The sequence below is a fragment of the Deltaproteobacteria bacterium genome, from assembly GCA_016213065.1.
In the GTDB taxonomy this organism is placed as follows: Bacteria; UBA10199; UBA10199; order SPLOWO2-01-44-7; family SPLOWO2-01-44-7; genus JACRBV01.
In genome coordinates, this window is sequence record JACRBV010000007.1 from 1 (window position 1) to 17,507 (window position 17,507).

Genomic DNA, 17,507 nt, shown 5'->3' on the forward strand with positions numbered 1-17,507 from the left:
AATGTGTTCAGGATTACATTGAACGGTTTTACAACAACTGGCGCAGGCATTCGGCACTTGATTATAAGTGTCCGACTCAGTATGAGCGGGATTGTCCCGTTGCCGCCTAAAAAACTGTCCAGTAAACCGGGGTCAGATCATGGGGGCATTGCACAGAAATGATTTCATTCATCTTTGGTATAGAAAACTATAACAACCGAAATTCCAAAAACCGATCCTTGTGTCTCCAAAGAATTTCGAATTTTTTCAAAATGTCTAAGCCGATCAATCCATCAATTGCATATTTTTCCGGAAGGTCAAAACTGGTCACCTCAATATCTGCAAAGGAAAAGCCCAATATACTCAACTTCTGTAGTTTAAGCGTATAGCCGTATTCTTTACCAATTATGGAACTTGTTGCCACTTTTTTACTTTCAGCGCCGGCTTGATATCCCAGTGCATCTGTTAAACTTGTTTTAATAATGGTTCGGTAGGCTCCCGGATCAAAAACCAGAAGAACATTTTGAGAACGCAAAGGCCCGGAGATTTTTCCGGGGAGTGAAATGACATCATCGCTGTCAGGATAGGTGTAGGACACTACTTTCATGTTTCTTCAATAGCTGTTCCGAATAAAAGAGGCACACGAACTTTACCGGTGAAACGAACGGCGAGGTCTTTTTTGGGGAAATGTCCTTTTAGATATTCATAAAAGGCATTTTGACTTGGATTGGTGTAAGCAACGTATCCCTTCGTAACATCGCCATGCTCGTCTTCTTCCCAATCGGTCATAGCAACCCATCGATCTTTATATTCCTGTTTAATTTTCTTCCAAGGTTTCATTTCCATAACTGAGGCCAAGATAACAAAGCTGGAGAACAGAATCAAGCCTCATCTCAATGTCATCTCAGTGCCACCCATAAACCTTTACTCCTTTTTTAAAACGCCTCTGCGAGATTTAAAAAAACTGCGCCTGATTCAAGTGCGGATTCTGCCGCGACGGAGGGCAACAGTGCGGTCAGCAAACCCGATGGAAGGGGAATTAGAAACATAGTATCAACTGGCGCGGACCCTTCTCCTGTATAAGTTGCAAGACAGCCAAATCCTGTCTGGCAAGAGGACCCATCGACCAAGAATGGTTCATCTGTTTCTGGATCCGTTTGGATATTGGCGCTTGCCTCTGCTTCTAATTCCGCGGGGCGGAATTCCCGCGCGGCTTTGCACATCGCCGCGTTCGTGGCGCCAAAGAGCGCGAGCTCCCGCGCCACGTATCCCATGGTCAGCAGGCGCCTGATGTTCGTGCTGGCCCATAACAGAGAGACGGTGAAGGGGAGCGCCACAAAAAAATTGATGCCAGCCCTTTGTGCGAGCAAAGTCAAATCGATTTGAACGGTCGACGCCCCGACAAAGAAGGCCGCCTCCTGCGACAGAAATGGAGCCGCCATCTTAGGGTTTAAGACCTTGAGTCTCTCCACCAGCGAACTGAACTGCCGCGAGATTTGTCTGGGGTTGCGCAAAAGACTCGCGGCCGAATCAGAAAATCGACTGTCCGCTTCCCTTGTAAATCTGTCCTTGAATTCACGGCACTGGGCGGGCGACAGGTCGATACCACAAGTGCGGCTGATGTTGGTGCAGACGGCCTGATCGAGGCCCCCCTTAAACCAGAAAAAAGCGGGAATATATCCGGCGAATCCCGTGGCCGTGATCATCCATCCGGCGGTTTCATATTGTTGTGTCTTCTCGGTTAAATAATCCATGTTTGAGTCATTTCATAAGAACAGCGATTGAAGCGCGGCTTCTTAATAGACAGCCTGCGCTCTTGCAACAAGTTATCGGATAAAACCCAAAAAGGTTGCGTCTTTTTTTTATTTTTTTGAGGTCTTTGAAACCGAAATCTGGATCGACAAGTATGTTGTCAAGGGGTCGAGTATTTACTTTTCACTTTTAACCGGAAGAAAAATCCGTTGACCCTTTTGGGGTAGCGGTTTTTCTATTTTGGATTTCAAAAGTGAAAAATCAAGTTGACCCCTTTACCCCTTTATTTTCCTGTCATTCTACGAAATGCATCTTGATAAACCTTCAGCACCTTCTCATCATAAAGAACAAAACGGATTTTTTGGAATACTGCGTGTTCTTTCAAAAAATCGGAAACTGTTCGAAGAGAAATCTCTGCCGCTTCGTCCAGCGGATAGCCATAAATACCCGCACTAATGGCGGGAAACGAAATGGTTTTGCAAAGATGTTCCTTGGCCAACTCCAAACTCTTGCGATAGGCAGAAGCCAAAAGTTCTGCCTCCCCTTTTTCACCGCCCCGCCAGCGAGGACCCACAGCGTGAATCACGTAACGAGCCTTGAGATTACCCGCCGTGGTGATGACCGCGGAACCGGTTGGACAACCTTTATATCGTCGGCGGAGTTCGTCCATGATGGCAGGACCGCCAGCGCGGTGAATCGCCCCGTCAACACCCCCGCCTCCCGCAAGCGCCGAATTGGCCGCATTAACAATGGCATCGACCTCTTCTTTGGTTATATCCCCTTGAACAAGCTCGATGATTTGTTTTGGATCCACTATCCCCTCCGTTTAAAAAATTGAATGGCGCGTTCGTGTTTCAAGGCGGCGGCACGCGTGGTGAAAGTGCCGAGATTCCGGCGTTTGCCCGTCTTTGGATTCTTTTTGCGGGAATAAAGCCGGTATTTTTTTGAAGCTAATTTGCGAATCATGTATTCATCTCAGCACAAAAGAGATTCCAAAATTCTAAGACCGGCCGCGCCCGCTCTTCGTTTCACTTCATTCCAGTCTGTGTAAGGTTCCTTCAGTGATTTGTATTGACTTAAATCGGTCTGTGTCAGGTCCCACGGTTTTGGTTGGGCCAACTGCAAGGCGAGCTGTTTCGATACAGACTCCTCATTCTCCTGCGGATAAAGGTCATCCAGCGACGCCAGTGCCTTCAAAGCTTTTTCGGCTCCTAGATGATCAAAGAGAGCAACAAAATCGATAAAATCGCGCGTCGTATTTCTTTTTACAATCAAGTAGGCTTTTATTCTGAGAGTTTCAGTAACAGTTGGAACACGAAGTCCCTTTACCATTGTTGTTTCCAGAGGTTTTTTTCGAATTAGTTGGCGAATACCGGTTCGCACTCCCTGAAAATTTCCCAAAATAAGAACTGGTGGTTCCATCCGGCTCGTTTTCCAACCGGCCTCCTTTTCCACTTGACCTAAAATTTCGGCAAAACGTTTTTTGAGATCAGGCAAAACGTGATCGGCATCTATTGAAATGCGATGGCCGGCATGAAGCGCCGCGGCGGTTCCTCCAACAAGAACAGATTCTGGAAAATGGGATTGGAAAAGAGTTTGTGCTGAAAGCAATTCTTCCCATGCAGGGAGCTTGTTTGTTTTTTTTTTCATGAGAAAGATCCTCGCAAATGGCCAAGGATTCCCTTCCACAATGAAGTTGCTCCGTAAATGTCCATAGCATTAAGGACTTTTTCAAGAGCAACAGCTTCAGCACCAAAAGGACGGTCGGCAATCTTGCGGCGAAGTTCTTTCCAGTCTTCTAAACCTCCATGAGAGAGGACTTCTTCCAAATAAACCGCATCTTCCCACAGTGACTCTTTAAGGCGCACACTTGGCATGGATGTTTCGCCTGTCTTCTGCAGGCCCCAACGCACTTCCGCCGCATGCCTCGAGATGGATTGACGCTTTGAAGATGAAAGGTTTTTGGCCCTCTTTTTTCCCCCCGCTTCTCCCCATTGTTTAAAGGCTTGTAGAGCTTTTTTTGAGGCTGGTTTCATACCTTACATATTATGCTTAGGGGGTAGGCATTGTCAAGCATCAAGGGTAACTCCTTGCTTTACCCGTCGGACAAAATTGTGATAGGAGGCTCTAATGCAAATGCCCATTGCGGATCTTCATTGCGACCTTTTGGACTACCTCGAAAGTAGTCCCAAAAAAACCGTTTTTGACGAAGAGTTACTCTGTTTCGTCCCAAAATTAAGAGCCGGTGGTGTTTTTTTTCAGGTGCTTGCCGCTTATACCGACACGAATGACGTATCTGCTCAAAGAGGCGTTCGGGAGGCAAATATTTTTCAGAATTTGGATGTGAAATATCCAAAAGATTTTTTGCGCATTCATAATAAAAACGATGTTGTGTGCGCCAAAGATCAGGGCAAAATCGGAATTATCTTTGCCATTGAAAATGCTTCGGGTTTTTCCACGGAAGAGGAACCGCTGGACCGCTGTTTCCAGCGTTTGGAAGAAATCATAAAAATTACCAGTCCAATTCTTTATATCAGCATGACCCATTTTCCGGAAAACCGTTTTTGCGGCGGGAATACAACGCAAAATGTGGGACTCAAAGAAGACGGCAAGGAATTGCTTCAATATCTTTCCGGAAGAAAAATCGCCATTGATCTCAGTCACACCTCCGATGCTTCTGCTCACGGCATTCTGGATTTTATCGCAAAGCGAAGCCTCGATTTTCCTGTGATTGCGAGTCATTCCAACTTTAGAGCTGTTGAGAAACACGACAGAAATCTTCCGGATGATCTGGCAAAGGAAATCATCCGAAGGAAAGGATTGATTGGTTTAAATTTTATTTATGATTTTATCGGACACAAAAGCAGTGATTGTTTTCTGCGTCAAATTGAACATGCACTGAAATTGGGGGCTGAAGAAACGCTCTGCTTCGGTGCCGATTTTTTTGACACAAAAGCAGTGTCCCTCCAGTTTAATATGCCAGCCGATCACCGGTTTTTTCACGAGGGATTTGATTCCTCCGCCTGTTATCCAAAATTGATTGATTTGATGAAACAAAAACCAGACTTGAAACAAAATATAATCCAGAATATTACCCATCGAAATGTTGTGAGATTTTTGCAGAGTGTTCTTTAGTTTTTTGACACCAAACCAAAAAGTTCAGCATGTTGTCCCAGAAGGTTATTGGTTTGGCGCCTATTCCAATTCCGGCAGTCGTTACTCTTTTGTGGGTTGTACCGTCGCTCCGGGTTTTGATTTCGCCGACTTTGAAATGGGAAAACGACCAGAACTTCTCAAACAATTTCCCAAAGCCAAAGAAGTCATCGAATTTTTGACGGATTAAGAAACTTTTCCATTTCAAAAACTTGGGTGGTTTTATTTTTTTCTCCCCACAAATAGGTTTTTCCGTTTCTTTTGAATCCCATTTTTGTCCAGAAACCTTCCACGTTGTTGGCGACGCTAACACCCAGCACAAAAATTTCCACCTCATAATTTTTTTTGACCCATGTCTCCAGATTTTCATACACAGCTTTGCCAATTCCTTTTTTCTGAAACTTTTCTCCGATCAGTAAAAGACCAATATAGGCTTTGCCAACATTCGGATGATCCTTGTGGAGATCAACAACCCCAATGGGTTGGTCGTCCAACATCACAAGGAGAAAAATTTTTTTATAAGATGGAGCATGTTTCGATGGCTGATCTTTCATTTCCTTAAGAGCCGTCTCAAGAGATACGGTCTCCAACCCAGCAACATTCAAAAAATATTGTGGAGCCTGCCGGATCACGCCATACACTTCGTGAACTTCCTGAATATTGTCCGCACTAACTTCTTTGAAAGAAATTTTCATTTCACCAGCCGATTGGAAATTTGAGATTGCCGTAGACATCTGCATTTTTGTCATTGGCTTTGATTACAAGTGTTGCGGGATGTCGGTTTAGGAGCCTTTGCAAAGAGGATGAACCATCTCTCAATGTAATACTGCAGTAGGAACGGAGCAGGATTTCCGCTCCCGCACAGGATTCGGATTGAACACGCAATCTAGCCCTTCCTTCATTCACCACGCTAAAACCGGATATTTTTGCCTTTGTGGAGCCATCATTATATATGCGCACGCCTGCTTTGCTAAAAAAGATATAAGAGGAAACGCCCGTATCCATTTCGGGCCGTAATACAGTCTGGGGTTTGTTGTCCACAAAAAGGATATGTATATTATTTCCAGTTCGCTCAGTCAGGAGAAGATCATTAATACCGTTACCGTCAATGTCTCCCGCGTTTTGATTGTATGGACTACTATCGCCCGCCAGTGAAGCTCTTCCCTCAAATGACAAATCTATTATTTGGTCCGCGTTGTAGAGGAGATCACTCTTGTGCCATTTGTCCGCTTTATCGGAGCCCACCAATAAATATAAATGTTTCTCTGTTAACAGGAAAAAGTCGGCAAGGCCGTCGCCATTCATATCGCCAAGCGAAGAAATTCCGGTGGATGCTTCGGTTGGTCTATTTTCTTCCGTTTGCCATTGGGCATCTGCATCATTCAGAATATCAAATGAAAGCGGAAATCTTTTTCTCCCAAGAAAGACCTGAACAGCCGGCCTGTCAAACAAAGCCCCAATCGGCGCAACAAAAGGCGGGGTGCAATTGAAGGCAATATCACCAAGGCCATCGCCGTTTATATCATTAACAAAATGCCCATAACAATTTTCGGATGGATGGTAATTAACGTGCAATGGCGTTGCATGAAACGCTGTCATTTGCACATTTGACGCAAAATTTGTCCCGCCAAATATCAGATAACTTGTGGAGGTATCGCTTGTTGTTGGTTGCCGGTTTACAAGAATGTCATGACATCTGTCGCCATTCACATCATGGCCGGATTGTATAGACGCTTGATTGTAAGTATCGTACTCAAAAGGAAGGTCCATTATTATATCGGCAGAAGAGGACGATATATGGGGTTGAGACCATCTCTGAAAATTTTTTCCCAGAAAAATATAGAGTTTCCGCGTACTGTGCATGATGATGAGATCTGTTTTCCCGTCTCCGTCAATATCACCGGATGTGGGGGAAAACAAAACAGACGACGTTGGAGAGTCAGGAAATCCTTCGATAGATGTATATCCGGCATTTCCTCCCCACCTTATTAAAACTCTGTCATATTTATCCGTGATTGCGATATCATCACGGCCATCCGTGTTAATATCCCCCACGTTGGAGGCAATGCCTGAATCATTCGAGGGAAGTAACAGTTCGGTAAATGGAAGCGCCATCATATTATCACGTAAATTTGGAAAACCTGCGATGACACCATTTTTGTCTTCGTATGTTAGCGACCTCCAGTTGAGGAGAAGGTTATCCACAGGACTTCCATTCCTATCTCTAACAAATTCCATTTCCCCTATCCCCATTGTGGGATGCACCAGATTTATCGGCAGGGGAAGAACTGCATGAGAGAATTTAAATCCGGAAGCAAAAGATATTATATCTTCGGCACACTTGGTACCCGATGCATCATAAGCCCTAAGTCTGACAATAAAACGGCCGATGCGGCCGGACAGGTCTACGTTGGTGAATACATTTTTTTCAACGGCAATGGTTCCATCCTGAATAAGTTTATTATTCCCATCAAAATTTAATTCGAGTGTGTATCTCTTAAATGAAGAACCGCCGACACTGCCCAGAATTTTCGGTCTGGATTTATAATCCAGAGTGTCACCATTTATGGGAGAATCAATTCTGGCGATGCATCTATTGCCGCTGTTTAATGCACCATACGCATCAATCCGGCCCCAGCCCGTTTCTAAATCCCAACCGGGTTTTTCTATATCTACCGCAGTCATCCTAAGCCTTTGCCTTATTTCTTCCACAGAAAGGTCCGGTTCTTTTGATAAGAGAAGGCCTGCAAGCCCTGTCACATAAGGAGCAGAAAAACTTGTGCCTCGGGCCCTCAAATAAAAATCGCCGACGATATTTGGTGAATTTGTATCACAATAATAGGCGGCCTTGGGGGACAAAATATCCGTTTGTTCTCCGCCGGGAGCAACAACATCCAAACCAAAACCATAGTTGGAATAACTTGCACGCGTATCCAAATGTGTTGAGGCTCCAACGGTTATAACATCTTTGAAACCCGCCGGTATCCTGTTTACAATAGTATGTTCCGACTCATTTCCCGACGATGCCACAAGCACAACTCCTTGTGCGGCCGCGTATCGCATGACGCTCTTAACAAGGTTGCCGGTCATGTTACCAAAACTCATGTTGATCACATCCGCACCATTATCTGCGGCGTATTCAATTCCCTTTGTAACTTGAAATGATTTGAGATCGCCTCTTGCCCCGGCCGTTCTGATAGGCATTAACTTTGCGTCCTACATCATTCCCACGATTCCCTTAGCGTTATTGCCCTTGGCAGCTATAATGCCGGCGATAAGCGTTCCGTGTCCACTGCCATTGTCATACGGGACAGTACCGCCATCGTATGGAAGTGGGCTGTTCGGATTCATTTGCTCAAGATTAACACCAAAATAGTCATCAACATATCCGTTGCGATCATCATCACGATGATTGCGCGGTGCGGGTTCCTCACTGGTATTCGTCCAGACATTGGGACCGAGTTCCTCCCACAGCAAAAGATTGCCCGTCCAATCAAAACCACCATCTATGACTGCAATCGTAATCTTTCCCGATTTTCCGTGTTCGATCTGCCATGCCTCCGGGGCATTTATAATATGAAGTCCCCACAGATCATCCAACCCCTGTCCCCACGAATTTTGTGACGAAAAATACGGATCGTTTGGAAGAAGGACTGGCAATGTATCCAGCGTACCAATGTAGTCTGGTTCGGCGAATTCTATATTTTCACTCGCCATGAATTCCCTTGCCAAAGATTCAACCGGAGTTTTTTTATCGCGGAACACAAGAATAAAATACCTCTGCAGATCGGGTACGGACGTATCGTAAATCCTTTTTGAGCGCTCCGGAAATTTATTTTTTATCTCGTTTACATGGTTCTGCAGGGCGTCTCTGGTTTTGAATTCGGGGAAAATCCTGCCTGAATATTCGAGGGGATGCGCTTGAAGTATTCTCTTCAAAATGGGATCTTTGGCGAAATTTGAAAGAATTTCTTCGCCCTGATCGTGCTTAAATTTCAGGATCAGTTCCCCCGCGACAAATTTTGGATTATCCAGCGCATCAGAATTAGGTTGTGGCTCATTTGCAAGAGGCACTTGAATATCTAAGGGAGCTTGTATTTTTTCTTGCGCACGGGAAACAATGCAGTAACAAACCAAAAAGACCAACAACAACAGAGTGTAACGTTTTACATTCACGGTGCTTCATTTTGCCATGAGCACAATAAAAAGTCATCGTTTAAAAAACAAGCTGGTAGCGCGTACCAAGCAGAAGAGGCCATAGGCCTTGCCATTCAGCACCGCAAGGAGAAATTTCTTTGTAAGATGAACTATGTTTTGACGGCTGGTCTTTCATTTCCTAGAGGGACATCTCAACAGACACGGTCTCCAACCCCGCAACATTCAGAAAATATTTTACTCGAAGTTGTTTGATTTCATCCATTAAGTTTTTTAATTTTCTTGGTCTAATATTGCACAATGCGGCACCGCTGATTTCGAATTTATTCACCCTTTTACCCATGATGTAATTTACAGTCACTCCTTTACTCCCCACACAAGGTATTCCAACGTAATTTACATCACGCTGATTTAACAGATAGGCTTTATTGATGGCGGTTTTTAATGTGCTCAGTTCGTCTTCGGTAATATTTTTTATTAGCGTTTCCATCTGGTCAGACTTTTTAAGCGTCATTTCCCCGCTGGAATCTATTGTTATTGTAGTGCTTATTGGGTTCCGCACGACTGCTCCGTGATACTCCATTTTCAGCGTCCACGTTTTCGCACTACTAATTTTTGGCCTCTCGTTTAGTTCGCCTGCTTGGAGAAAAAATCCCAACCCCGTTATTAATAATACAAACAACACTTTGAAAGATATTTTCATTTCCTTAATAATTTCAATAAGATGAAGCCATATTGAGCCAAAAAAGTCAACGATTTTGGCTCAATATGACTCAATTGAGCCTAGGCCACCTTCTTTACCAATAACTTGACTAATGCTTGACTAAGCCACGAGGTACCGCATACCTCGCCAATCCATGCTGAACAAGTTGACACAAGCCTATCGCAATCGCATTCGGGAGGGGAAACCGGTTCTTTCTCTTGTTTCCGGAAATCCAAATGACAACGGATTTATCTTTCCTTCGGAGATTCTTCAAAAGGAATACGCACGTTATTTCAACAAACAGGATTATCATCCTGACCCAAAAGGACTTTTAAAGGCGCGGAAAAGCGTGTGCCAATATTATTCCGGGCAGGGAGCTTTTTTCCAACCGGAGGAGATTCTCTTCACCGCAGGCACCAGCGAATCTTTTTTCTATCTTTTTTCTTATCTGTGCGAAGCGGGCGATAATATTCTTGCCCCCAATCCCGCCTATCCGCTTTTTGATGACATTGCACGTTTGGCAAAAATTGAGCTTCGACATTATCCACTCGATGAAAAAAAGGGATGGGAGATTGACTTCGACGCTTTGGAACAGCGTATTGATTCCAAGACAAAGGCGATTGTTCTCATCTCGCCCAACAATCCAACAGGTGCCGTTGCTTCGGCTAAGGCCATTCAAAATCTGGCGCGCATTGCCCATCGTTATAATCTGGCGGTGATTAGTGACGAGGTCTTCAGCGAATTTTATTTTGGTAAAGAAATTTTTCCCCGCGCACGGACGGTTGCCGATTTTCCTCTTTTGTTTACACTCAACGGGCTTTCAAAAATGTTTGCACTTCCTGCCTTGAAACTGGGTTGGATCGCTGTTTCAGGCGAAAAGAATCGTGTGGGACCAGCGGTAGACGCGCTGGAAACCCTGGCCGATACGTTTTTGTCGGTGCACACACCGATTCAAAAAGCTCTGCCGTCTATTCTTGAACAAGGAAAAAATTTCAAGACGCACACTATTCAGGAAGTAACCTCTCGTCGGAATCTTTGCCTCTCCCTTCTTAAAGATGTGGACTCGATCCATTTTCATCCACCTCAAGGGGGGTTTTATTTGACGGCAAAAATCGAGAAAAAAGAAGACGAAGAAGATTTTGTGATCCGCCTTCTTGAGCAAACGGAAGTTTTAGTTCACCCCGGATATTTTTATGATTATGAAGAGGGTATTCACATCGTCTTTTCTTATTTGGCAGAGCCCGCCCTTCTTACCAAAGCCCTTCCGCGTCTGATTCAATTTTGCGGCAGTTAAAGGAGGTGGTGGAAAATGCTGAAATTTTCAAATTGTCATTCTGAGCCCTTCGCTTTGTCATTCTGAGCCCTTCGCTTTGTCATTCTGAGCCCTTCGCTTTGTCATTCTGAGCGAAGCGAAGAATCTGTTCGGGCTCAGGATAAACTCCGCGAAGAATCTGTTCGGGCTCAGGATAAATTCCGCGAAGAATCCAATATTATCAAGTAGATCCTTCACGGAGTTTACACTGAGCGAAGCGAATGTGTTCAGGATGACAACCATGCAAAGCGCATTTTCCACCATTCCCTTAAAAGTGATTTAACAAAGCTTGCGGATCTTTGAGATAAACGAGCGCTGACAAAATTCCCATGACAGCATCGGTCCAAGTATTTTCGCCGTCCGATTTTTGATATCCGGCAGTAGGATTGTAAGCGCCACCCTCTTCTCTCCAACGAATAGCAAGTTCTAAATTTTCAGATATATGGATTTTCCAAACATTGTTGGGGGTTTGAGTGCTGAAAACATGAGCACCGGAGGGAAGAATATGGGCCATGGCATTGGAGAGATTATCAGCGGATTCACCGCCTTCGCCATTGGAACAGGCGTGGAGAAACAACTGCCGAGTTCCTTTAAGATAGTTGGCAAGCCGTTCTTTAAATTTTCCTTTAAGATCTCCCAGATCAAGGGAATGATCTCCGCCGGGAAAAAAGGGAAATAATATATTTTCGAATGTTCCAGATTCTCCAAATTGGAGTGTGTCTCGAGTTCCATGACCTGCCAAAACCACGGTATGAATATCGTGGGTTCCTTCGGAGGAAACTTTTTCCAAGACGTTTAACATTCCCTCGTCATCTTTTGTCTCATAATAGATCGTGAAAAAACCATCTGCATTGACAAAAACTGAGGTATCATCAGCGAGTTGGAAAACACCGTTCCAATCACTGACATTGTACATCAGGAGAGCAATTGGTTTGCCGATCTTTTGCCCTGATTCCAATATTTGACGGTTGGTCCATAACCGCGCGACATCCTCTACAGATTTGAATCGGCGGGGAAATTTTGTGAATCCAATATCTGAAAGCCCTTGAACAAAAGTTTTATAATTATGAACGTTTCTCCCACCGGGAAAAACAAGACCTTTTGCTTCCAAGCGAGCTATTAATTTTTTCCATCCATTGGGGAATAATCGCTCTAAGTCATCAATCGGAGCACCTCTTCTTATGATCATTTCGTCCAGAATATCTCGCTGGGTAAGACTTGAATCACAATACACTCTGGCAGAAATCGAATCTTTCTCATAAGCGGAGACAACAATTTCAATATCTGCCTTAAGCCTGTCAGACGCATATTGAAGGGCAGAACCCAGATTTTGCACAGCGGCCAACACAACTTCCCGGTTGTCACGGATGGATGCCGGAAAAGCGTGAAGGAGATAGCCCTGCGTTTTAACAATGGGAAGCGCGTAGCGAGGATCGACAAGAATTTCAGCAGGAAGTTCTTCTACTGTATTGCAGGGATACCGGCGCAAAAATCTGGGATCGAGATAATTTTTAAAATCCAAACCATATTTTTTGAGAAGTTTGCTGATCTCGCCAAAATACTGAACATTTCCAAGACACAAATGTCGGTTCTGCGCTTCGTTTTTGTCCCATTCCGTTTCCGTATTAACAAATACGGTTTTCAAATCCGCTTGGGTTAATTGTCCATCTTCTGCCAGTGGTTTGATATGGAAGCCCGCTCCTTCCAGAGATTCTGTAAGTCTCTTGTAGTCACGGGGCGTTGCCGGTTTATTATCGATAAAAAATTTCGTCATGATTTTCTCTGCTTTATGCGAGCGGACCCCCTACTTAAGTTTTCGACAGACGACAAGAAAAAGTTGCTTATTTTTGCGTTTAAATTATCTTTTATTTTCAATGGGTTGGCGGTTTCCTTCACAACGTCATCCCCGCCCCTGCCTCCGCAGGGGTAAACTCCGGCGGGGATCCAGTCACTATTAAAACTGGCTGGATTCCCGCTCCCTGCCTACTACTTGCAGGGACAAGTTTCGCGGGAATGACAAATTAATGGTTTTTGGAGATGTTAAGATCGGTAGGCGAATTTTGATTTTTGCTCCTGCCAGTTTTCAAGAATGAAGCCTGCGGTATGGCTTCCCGTTTCGTTGTAATAATCCTTGAGGATTTCGTGCAGAATCTTTTCCTTATCATCGGGCAATGACCAGAATGTAGCCGCTACTTTCTGGTCAAAAATAAAAATTTCGCCGCCTGTCATGCCGGTGCCGACGCATGGTCCGCATTTGCCAAGCACAATCCCGATGCCACCTGTCATATATTCAAACGCATATTTCCCGGCACCTTCGCAGACCAGTGTGGCGCCTGAATTTCTCACACCGAAGCGTTGACCGGCTCTACCCGCAACATAAAGTGTTCCGCCCGTTGCACCGTAAGCCGCCGCGTTACCGACTAGATGCGGTGTAGAGGAAAAATTTTTCAAAGTTTTCGGCGGAACAATCGTAATGCGCGCTGTGCCTCCCATGGCTTCCGCTACCGTATCGTTGGCATAACCTTCAAGTCTTAACGACATCCCACTCGTTGCCGCAAAACCAAACGCTTGGCCCGCGTAACCCGTGGCATTGATTTTTATTTGTGAATCTTTTTTTAGCCCACCTTGTTTTGCAATAACGCCTGCCAATGTTGCACCAATGGCATGATCATCGTTATTCAGTGAAAGAAAAATTTCATGAGTTGCGGACACGATTCGTTCATTTTTCTCTGACCCCCTCCCCCTAACCTCCTCGCTCGAGAGAATGGATGAGGGTGACATCGTAGGAAAATTTATCAGAAGATCTCCCAGATCCATACTGTCCCATCGCGGATTTCCGGCAATTTTCTGCTTCAACAGATCCGTCCTTCCCACAAGTTCATGAGGTGTTTTAAGTCCCAGTGTCGCAAGAATCTTTTTGAAATCATTCGCCAGACATTCGAGATATCGAATGATGCCGTTCTTCGCCTCAAGATAGCGCTCCTGTGCGTTTATTTCATCTGGAATCATGTCGCCCATTCTTTCGCGCATGAAACGTGTATTCTGCTTTGCCTCGTCTTGCGTTGCAATGCCCACGGGACAATTTCCTTTGTTACAACCGCGACAGAAAACACAACATTCCGAAATTAGTAGCGGTGTACCGATTGTCACTTCGTCCGCTCCGAGGGCGATGATTTTTGCAATATCCTGTCCGCACTTGATGCCACCGTCCGCGCGGATGCGCACTCTCTTGCGAATCTGATTGGCGATAAGATATTGATGCGCTTCGCTGACGCCTCTTTCCAGCGGCAATCCGCCGTGCGTGAGACTGCTGGAACTTGCCGCACCAGTGCCGCCTGTAAAACAACTGATGGAAATGACATCGGCACCCGCTTTCACAATGCCCACGGAAATAGTTCCAAGATTTGTAATGCTGGGCACCTTCACAGAGATGACGGCCTTCGGGTGAAGCTCTCTCAAGTTTCGAATCAACTGTGCCAAATCTTCAATGCTGTAAATATCATGATGCGGCGGCGGGCTGATCAAATCAATTCCCGCTTTTGTTTTTCGGATGCGCGCAATTTCCGGCGTTACTTTTTTTGCGGGTAGATGTCCGCCCTCGCCGGGTTTTGCCCCCTGACCGATTTTGATTTCTATCTCGTCCGCGTGAATCAAATAATTTGCATCAACACCAAAACGTCCCGACGCGATCTGGCGGATTTTGCTCCTGTCGGATTCCCATTCGCAACCGACATTTCTTCTTTCGTCTTCGCCGCCTTCACCGCTGTTTGATGACGAACCAAAATGGTTGAACGCGGCCGCAATGGCGCGATGGGCAAGTCCGCTGATAGCGCCATACGACATAGCGGCGCCGCGAATGGTTGTGCAGATGATTTCTTCGGTGCCGGCTGTCTGATTTAGTGAAATGGATTTTGTTTCGCCGCTCCACAAAAGCATATCCCGCAAATAAACCGGCGGCATGTCTTCAAGAAGTTGAATAAATCGGTCATAATCGCCGTTGGCGTTTCCATTTCTTGCCACAAGCTGAAGCGTATCGACGACGTTCCGTCGATAAACAGAAATATTTTTGTTTTGGGTGATAGCGCCATCACCCATTTTAAAACGGGCAACGATGTCGTCATAGATTTGTTCTATCGTGACACCACCCAATTTTGAAACGGTATCGGGGATGTAATATTCGACAATCTCGGAGGATATCCCAATCGCCTCAAAAAGTGCCGAACCGCGGTAACCCGCCAGCGTTGTGATTCCCATCTTCGACATTATTTTTCTCTGTGTGTGAATCAATGCGGATACAAGATTTTTTCCGGCCTGCCCTTCTGAAAATTCGGTGAAATTTTTTGAAATTCCAAACATGGCGTAGGGATTAACGGCTGTTGCACCATAGGAGAGGAGTATCGCCAAGTCGTGTCCTTCATGCACCTCCCCTGTTTGTGCTACAATACTTACGTCGCGTCGTAGTCCTTTTTCCGCAAGCCCTCTGTGAATGGCGGAAACCGCGAGTAACATGGGGATGGGCAATCTTTCTCCCTTCGTCGCTTCAAAATCCGAGAGAACCAGAATGGATGCTTTTTTTGTCTTGATAATTTCCAGCGCCTCTTCGGTTAAATCATGAATGCGCCGAATGATGTCGCGCGGTTTTCCTCCGCGGTCTAAAAAAGTGGCGTCGAGGCGATAAGCCTTGAGATCGGGCGGCACATCCTCCGCAAAAAGTTGGGCTGTATGCTCGTTTGTCAAAATCGGATGTTCCAGTTTGTACTGGGGCCACGACCGGTAAATACTTTTCTGACTTATTTGCGGCGATCTCCCCAGATAAACGGTTGTGTCCATGGCACCACCCTCGCGAATGGGATCGATGGGCGGATTGGTCACAACCGCAACGATTTGGTGTAGGTAACTGTAAAGTCGCGAATGATTTTTGCTGAAGATTGCTAGAGGACGATCGTTTCCCATACTAACGATTGGTTCTTTGGAATCTTTGGTCATCTTTTTTAGATGATCCAATTTTTCCGTTGTCCAACCGAAAATATTCAGCGCCCTGTTTGGGAGAGGATCAACGGCACCAGAACTTTTTAACGGAAGCAGATCAACAGATGCAAGATTTTCAAAATTGAGTCCGGTGCGTGAAATAATCCACTCGGTTGTTTTATCGGGCGGAATGAACATGCCATTTTCGAGATCCGCGAGAAGCATTTCGCCGGGCTCCAACTGACCGTCTGATTCAATTTCCTCGGGTGCAAGCGCAATAGCGCCGATCTCGCTGGAGATGACAATTCTGTTGGAATGAGTCTTAACATATCTCAGCGGTCTTAATCCCATCTTATCCAACGCCGCGAAAAGAATTTTTCCGTCTGTTCCAATAACGGCGATGGGTCCCTCCCAAGCCCCCAATGTTCCCATGGCTCTTCTGTTCGCCTCAAAAAATTTTCTCTCAAATTCATTCTGCGTATCTTCGCTCCATGCGGGCGCCAGCATTCTGCGGATCGCTTCATGCACGCCGCTCATGCCGGTGACCGCCATCATTTCAGCCACACGGTCGAGTTGTGCCGAGTCGCTTCCGTGATTCATCAGTGTGTTGCCAATATGGATAGCGCATTCGGCGTCTTTGACGGCACGGCAATTTGCCGTGATCGTATTGATCTCGCCATTATGGGAAATCTGTCGGAAGGGTTGAACGAGATTCCAATTTGAAAAAGTATTTGTCGAATAGCGTCGGTGCGCCACCGTAACATTTGTTTTGAAATTGGGATCTTTCAGGTCGCAATAAAAATTCGCAAACTGTTTGGAAGTGGCCAACGCTTTATAGACGGTTGTGAAAGGAGAGAGAGAAACAACGTTCAGCATGCCACGAAGTTCCTCTTCGATGATATTTCTTACTCTGTGCAACAGCGACAGCAACTCCGCTTCCCGCCGATTGCCCTTTGTCAGCAGAAGCTGATAGATGGGGGGAAGATCCTCGCGCGCTTTTACTCCAATGGCTTCTTCGTTCACGGGAACTTTTCTCCAACCGAGCGGCATCAATCCTTCCTTCAGAAGAATTACATCCACTTCGCGTTGCAGATTGTGGATATTGCGTTCGCCATGGAGGAAAAAAATTGTACCGACGACAAGAGGTTCTTTGGGATTAGAGATTTGACGACCCGGTTTAATGAAGCGTTCGAAATAATCGCGTGAGGGCGACAGCAAAATGCCGGCGCCATCACCCGTATCCCCCAAACCACCGCCGCGGTGTTCCATTCTTATCAAACCTTGTATGGCTTGGCTTAAAAGGTCGTGCGAGGCGTTTCCGTTCAAATCGGCTAAACCAAGAATGCCGCAGGCTGAACGTTCGGGATTGTTCTGCATCTCGTGAAGATATTGCAAACTTCAATTCCGCTTTCAACAGGAATTTGCCTTCATTTTACACTCCGCCCTGCGACCCAACCGGAAGACCATGCCCACTGGAAGTTGTAG

At 45.5% G+C, this 17,507-nt stretch carries 17 protein-coding genes; 4 read left to right on the forward strand and 13 right to left on the reverse strand.

Annotated features, from left to right (window positions below; translation table 11 throughout):
* The coding region (locus tag HY877_00285) for an IS3 family transposase (protein MBI5298726.1) at positions 1-110 on the forward strand (110 nt) is incomplete at its 5' end.
* Positions 111-187: 77 nt separating this feature from the next.
* Here the strand turns inward: HY877_00285 and HY877_00290 are convergent.
* From HY877_00290 to HY877_00320, 7 genes are all read right to left on the reverse strand, one after another.
* Complete coding sequence (locus tag HY877_00290) at positions 188-586, reverse strand: retropepsin-like domain-containing protein (protein MBI5298727.1); 399 nt, start codon at positions 584-586, stop codon at positions 188-190.
* Complete coding sequence (locus tag HY877_00295; protein ID MBI5298728.1) at positions 583-825, reverse strand: hypothetical protein; 243 nt, start codon at positions 823-825, stop codon at positions 583-585. Before HY877_00295 ends, HY877_00290 begins: the two co-directional genes overlap by 4 nt.
* A gap of 89 nt (positions 826-914) precedes the next feature.
* A complete protein-coding gene (locus HY877_00300; protein ID MBI5298729.1) occupies positions 915-1,733 on the reverse strand; it encodes a hypothetical protein in 819 nt (272 codons plus the stop codon).
* A gap of 281 nt (positions 1,734-2,014) precedes the next feature.
* Complete coding sequence (locus HY877_00305) at positions 2,015-2,545, reverse strand: O-acetyl-ADP-ribose deacetylase (GenBank protein MBI5298730.1); 531 nt, start codon at positions 2,543-2,545, stop codon at positions 2,015-2,017.
* Complete coding sequence (locus tag HY877_00310) at positions 2,545-2,697, reverse strand: hypothetical protein (protein ID MBI5298731.1); 153 nt, start codon at positions 2,695-2,697, stop codon at positions 2,545-2,547. The genes HY877_00305 and HY877_00310 overlap by 1 nt, the downstream gene beginning before the upstream one ends.
* A 9-nt stretch (positions 2,698-2,706) precedes the next feature.
* A complete protein-coding gene (locus tag HY877_00315) occupies positions 2,707-3,381 on the reverse strand; it encodes a hypothetical protein (protein MBI5298732.1) in 675 nt (224 codons plus the stop codon).
* The gene (locus HY877_00320) at positions 3,378-3,767 is read right to left on the reverse strand and encodes a hypothetical protein (protein ID MBI5298733.1); all 390 of its coding nucleotides are present in this window, start codon (positions 3,765-3,767) and stop codon (positions 3,378-3,380) included. Before HY877_00320 ends, HY877_00315 begins: the two co-directional genes overlap by 4 nt.
* A gap of 94 nt (positions 3,768-3,861) precedes the next feature.
* Here HY877_00320 and HY877_00325 point away from each other — a divergent pair, with 94 nt between their 5' ends.
* Together HY877_00325 and HY877_00330 are read left to right on the forward strand one after the other, a co-directional pair.
* Positions 3,862-4,866 carry a membrane dipeptidase gene (locus HY877_00325; GenBank protein ID MBI5298734.1) on the forward strand — a complete coding sequence of 335 codons (1,005 nt, stop codon included), beginning with the start codon at positions 3,862-3,864 and terminating at the stop codon, positions 4,864-4,866.
* Positions 4,856-5,074, forward strand: a complete 219-nt coding sequence (locus HY877_00330) for a cupin domain-containing protein (protein MBI5298735.1) — start codon at positions 4,856-4,858, stop codon at positions 5,072-5,074. The genes HY877_00325 and HY877_00330 overlap by 11 nt, the downstream gene beginning before the upstream one ends.
* On the opposite strand, the gene HY877_00335 is transcribed toward HY877_00330, so the two are convergent.
* The 4 genes from HY877_00335 to HY877_00350 form a co-directional block, all read right to left on the reverse strand.
* The gene (locus tag HY877_00335) at positions 5,052-5,579 is read right to left on the reverse strand and encodes a GNAT family N-acetyltransferase (GenBank protein MBI5298736.1); all 528 of its coding nucleotides are present in this window, start codon (positions 5,577-5,579) and stop codon (positions 5,052-5,054) included. The genes HY877_00330 and HY877_00335 overlap by 23 nt on opposite strands.
* Position 5,580: 1 nt before the next feature.
* Positions 5,581-8,088, reverse strand: coding sequence for a S8 family serine peptidase (locus HY877_00340; GenBank protein ID MBI5298737.1), 2,508 nt, complete (start codon positions 8,086-8,088; stop codon positions 5,581-5,583).
* Between the two features lie 12 nt (positions 8,089-8,100).
* Positions 8,101-9,060: a S8 family serine peptidase gene (locus HY877_00345; protein ID MBI5298738.1), complete on the reverse strand. Its 960-nt coding sequence runs from the start codon at positions 9,058-9,060 to the stop codon at positions 8,101-8,103.
* Between the two features lie 160 nt (positions 9,061-9,220).
* Entirely contained in the window at positions 9,221-9,742 is a 522-nt protein-coding gene (locus HY877_00350; GenBank protein ID MBI5298739.1) for a hypothetical protein, read from the reverse strand.
* Positions 9,743-9,896: 154 nt separating this feature from the next.
* Between HY877_00350 and HY877_00355 the strand changes: the two genes are divergently transcribed.
* Positions 9,897-11,036, forward strand: a complete 1,140-nt coding sequence (locus tag HY877_00355; protein ID MBI5298740.1) for a pyridoxal phosphate-dependent aminotransferase — start codon at positions 9,897-9,899, stop codon at positions 11,034-11,036.
* 286 nt (positions 11,037-11,322) lie between these two features.
* Here the strand turns inward: HY877_00355 and HY877_00360 are convergent, their stop codons facing one another.
* Together HY877_00360 and gltB are read right to left on the reverse strand one after the other, a co-directional pair.
* On the reverse strand, positions 11,323-12,828 hold the full coding sequence (locus tag HY877_00360; GenBank protein MBI5298741.1) for a DUF4116 domain-containing protein: 1,506 nt from the start codon (positions 12,826-12,828) through the stop codon (positions 11,323-11,325).
* A 266-nt stretch (positions 12,829-13,094) separates the two neighbouring features.
* Entirely contained in the window at positions 13,095-17,417 is a 4,323-nt protein-coding gene (gene gltB, locus HY877_00365; GenBank protein ID MBI5298742.1) for a glutamate synthase large subunit, read from the reverse strand.
* Between the last annotated feature and the right edge of the window lie 90 nt (positions 17,418-17,507).

What these genes read in the sequence shown, in the direction of transcription:
- HY877_00290 (MBI5298727.1), bottom strand. Translation starts at nt 586, where the DNA reads ATGAAAGTAGTGTCCTACACCTATCCTGACAGCGATGATGTCATTTCA.
- HY877_00295 (MBI5298728.1), bottom strand. Translation starts at nt 825, where the DNA reads ATGGAAATGAAACCTTGGAAGAAAATTAAACAGGAATATAAAGATCGA.
- HY877_00300 (MBI5298729.1), bottom strand. Translation starts at nt 1,733, where the DNA reads ATGGATTATTTAACCGAGAAGACACAACAATATGAAACCGCCGGATGG.
- HY877_00310 (MBI5298731.1), bottom strand. Translation starts at nt 2,697, where the DNA reads ATGATTCGCAAATTAGCTTCAAAAAAATACCGGCTTTATTCCCGCAAA.
- HY877_00315 (MBI5298732.1), bottom strand. Translation starts at nt 3,381, where the DNA reads ATGAAAAAAAAAACAAACAAGCTCCCTGCATGGGAAGAATTGCTTTCA.
- HY877_00320 (MBI5298733.1), bottom strand. Translation starts at nt 3,767, where the DNA reads ATGAAACCAGCCTCAAAAAAAGCTCTACAAGCCTTTAAACAATGGGGA.
- HY877_00325 (MBI5298734.1), top strand. Translation starts at nt 3,862, where the DNA reads ATGCAAATGCCCATTGCGGATCTTCATTGCGACCTTTTGGACTACCTC.
- HY877_00335 (MBI5298736.1), bottom strand. Translation starts at nt 5,579, where the DNA reads ATGAAAATTTCTTTCAAAGAAGTTAGTGCGGACAATATTCAGGAAGTT.
- HY877_00340 (MBI5298737.1), bottom strand. Translation starts at nt 8,088, where the DNA reads ATGCCTATCAGAACGGCCGGGGCAAGAGGCGATCTCAAATCATTTCAA.
- HY877_00350 (MBI5298739.1), bottom strand. Translation starts at nt 9,742, where the DNA reads ATGAAAATATCTTTCAAAGTGTTGTTTGTATTATTAATAACGGGGTTG.
- HY877_00355 (MBI5298740.1), top strand. Translation starts at nt 9,897, where the DNA reads ATGCTGAACAAGTTGACACAAGCCTATCGCAATCGCATTCGGGAGGGG.
- HY877_00360 (MBI5298741.1), bottom strand. Translation starts at nt 12,828, where the DNA reads ATGACGAAATTTTTTATCGATAATAAACCGGCAACGCCCCGTGACTAC.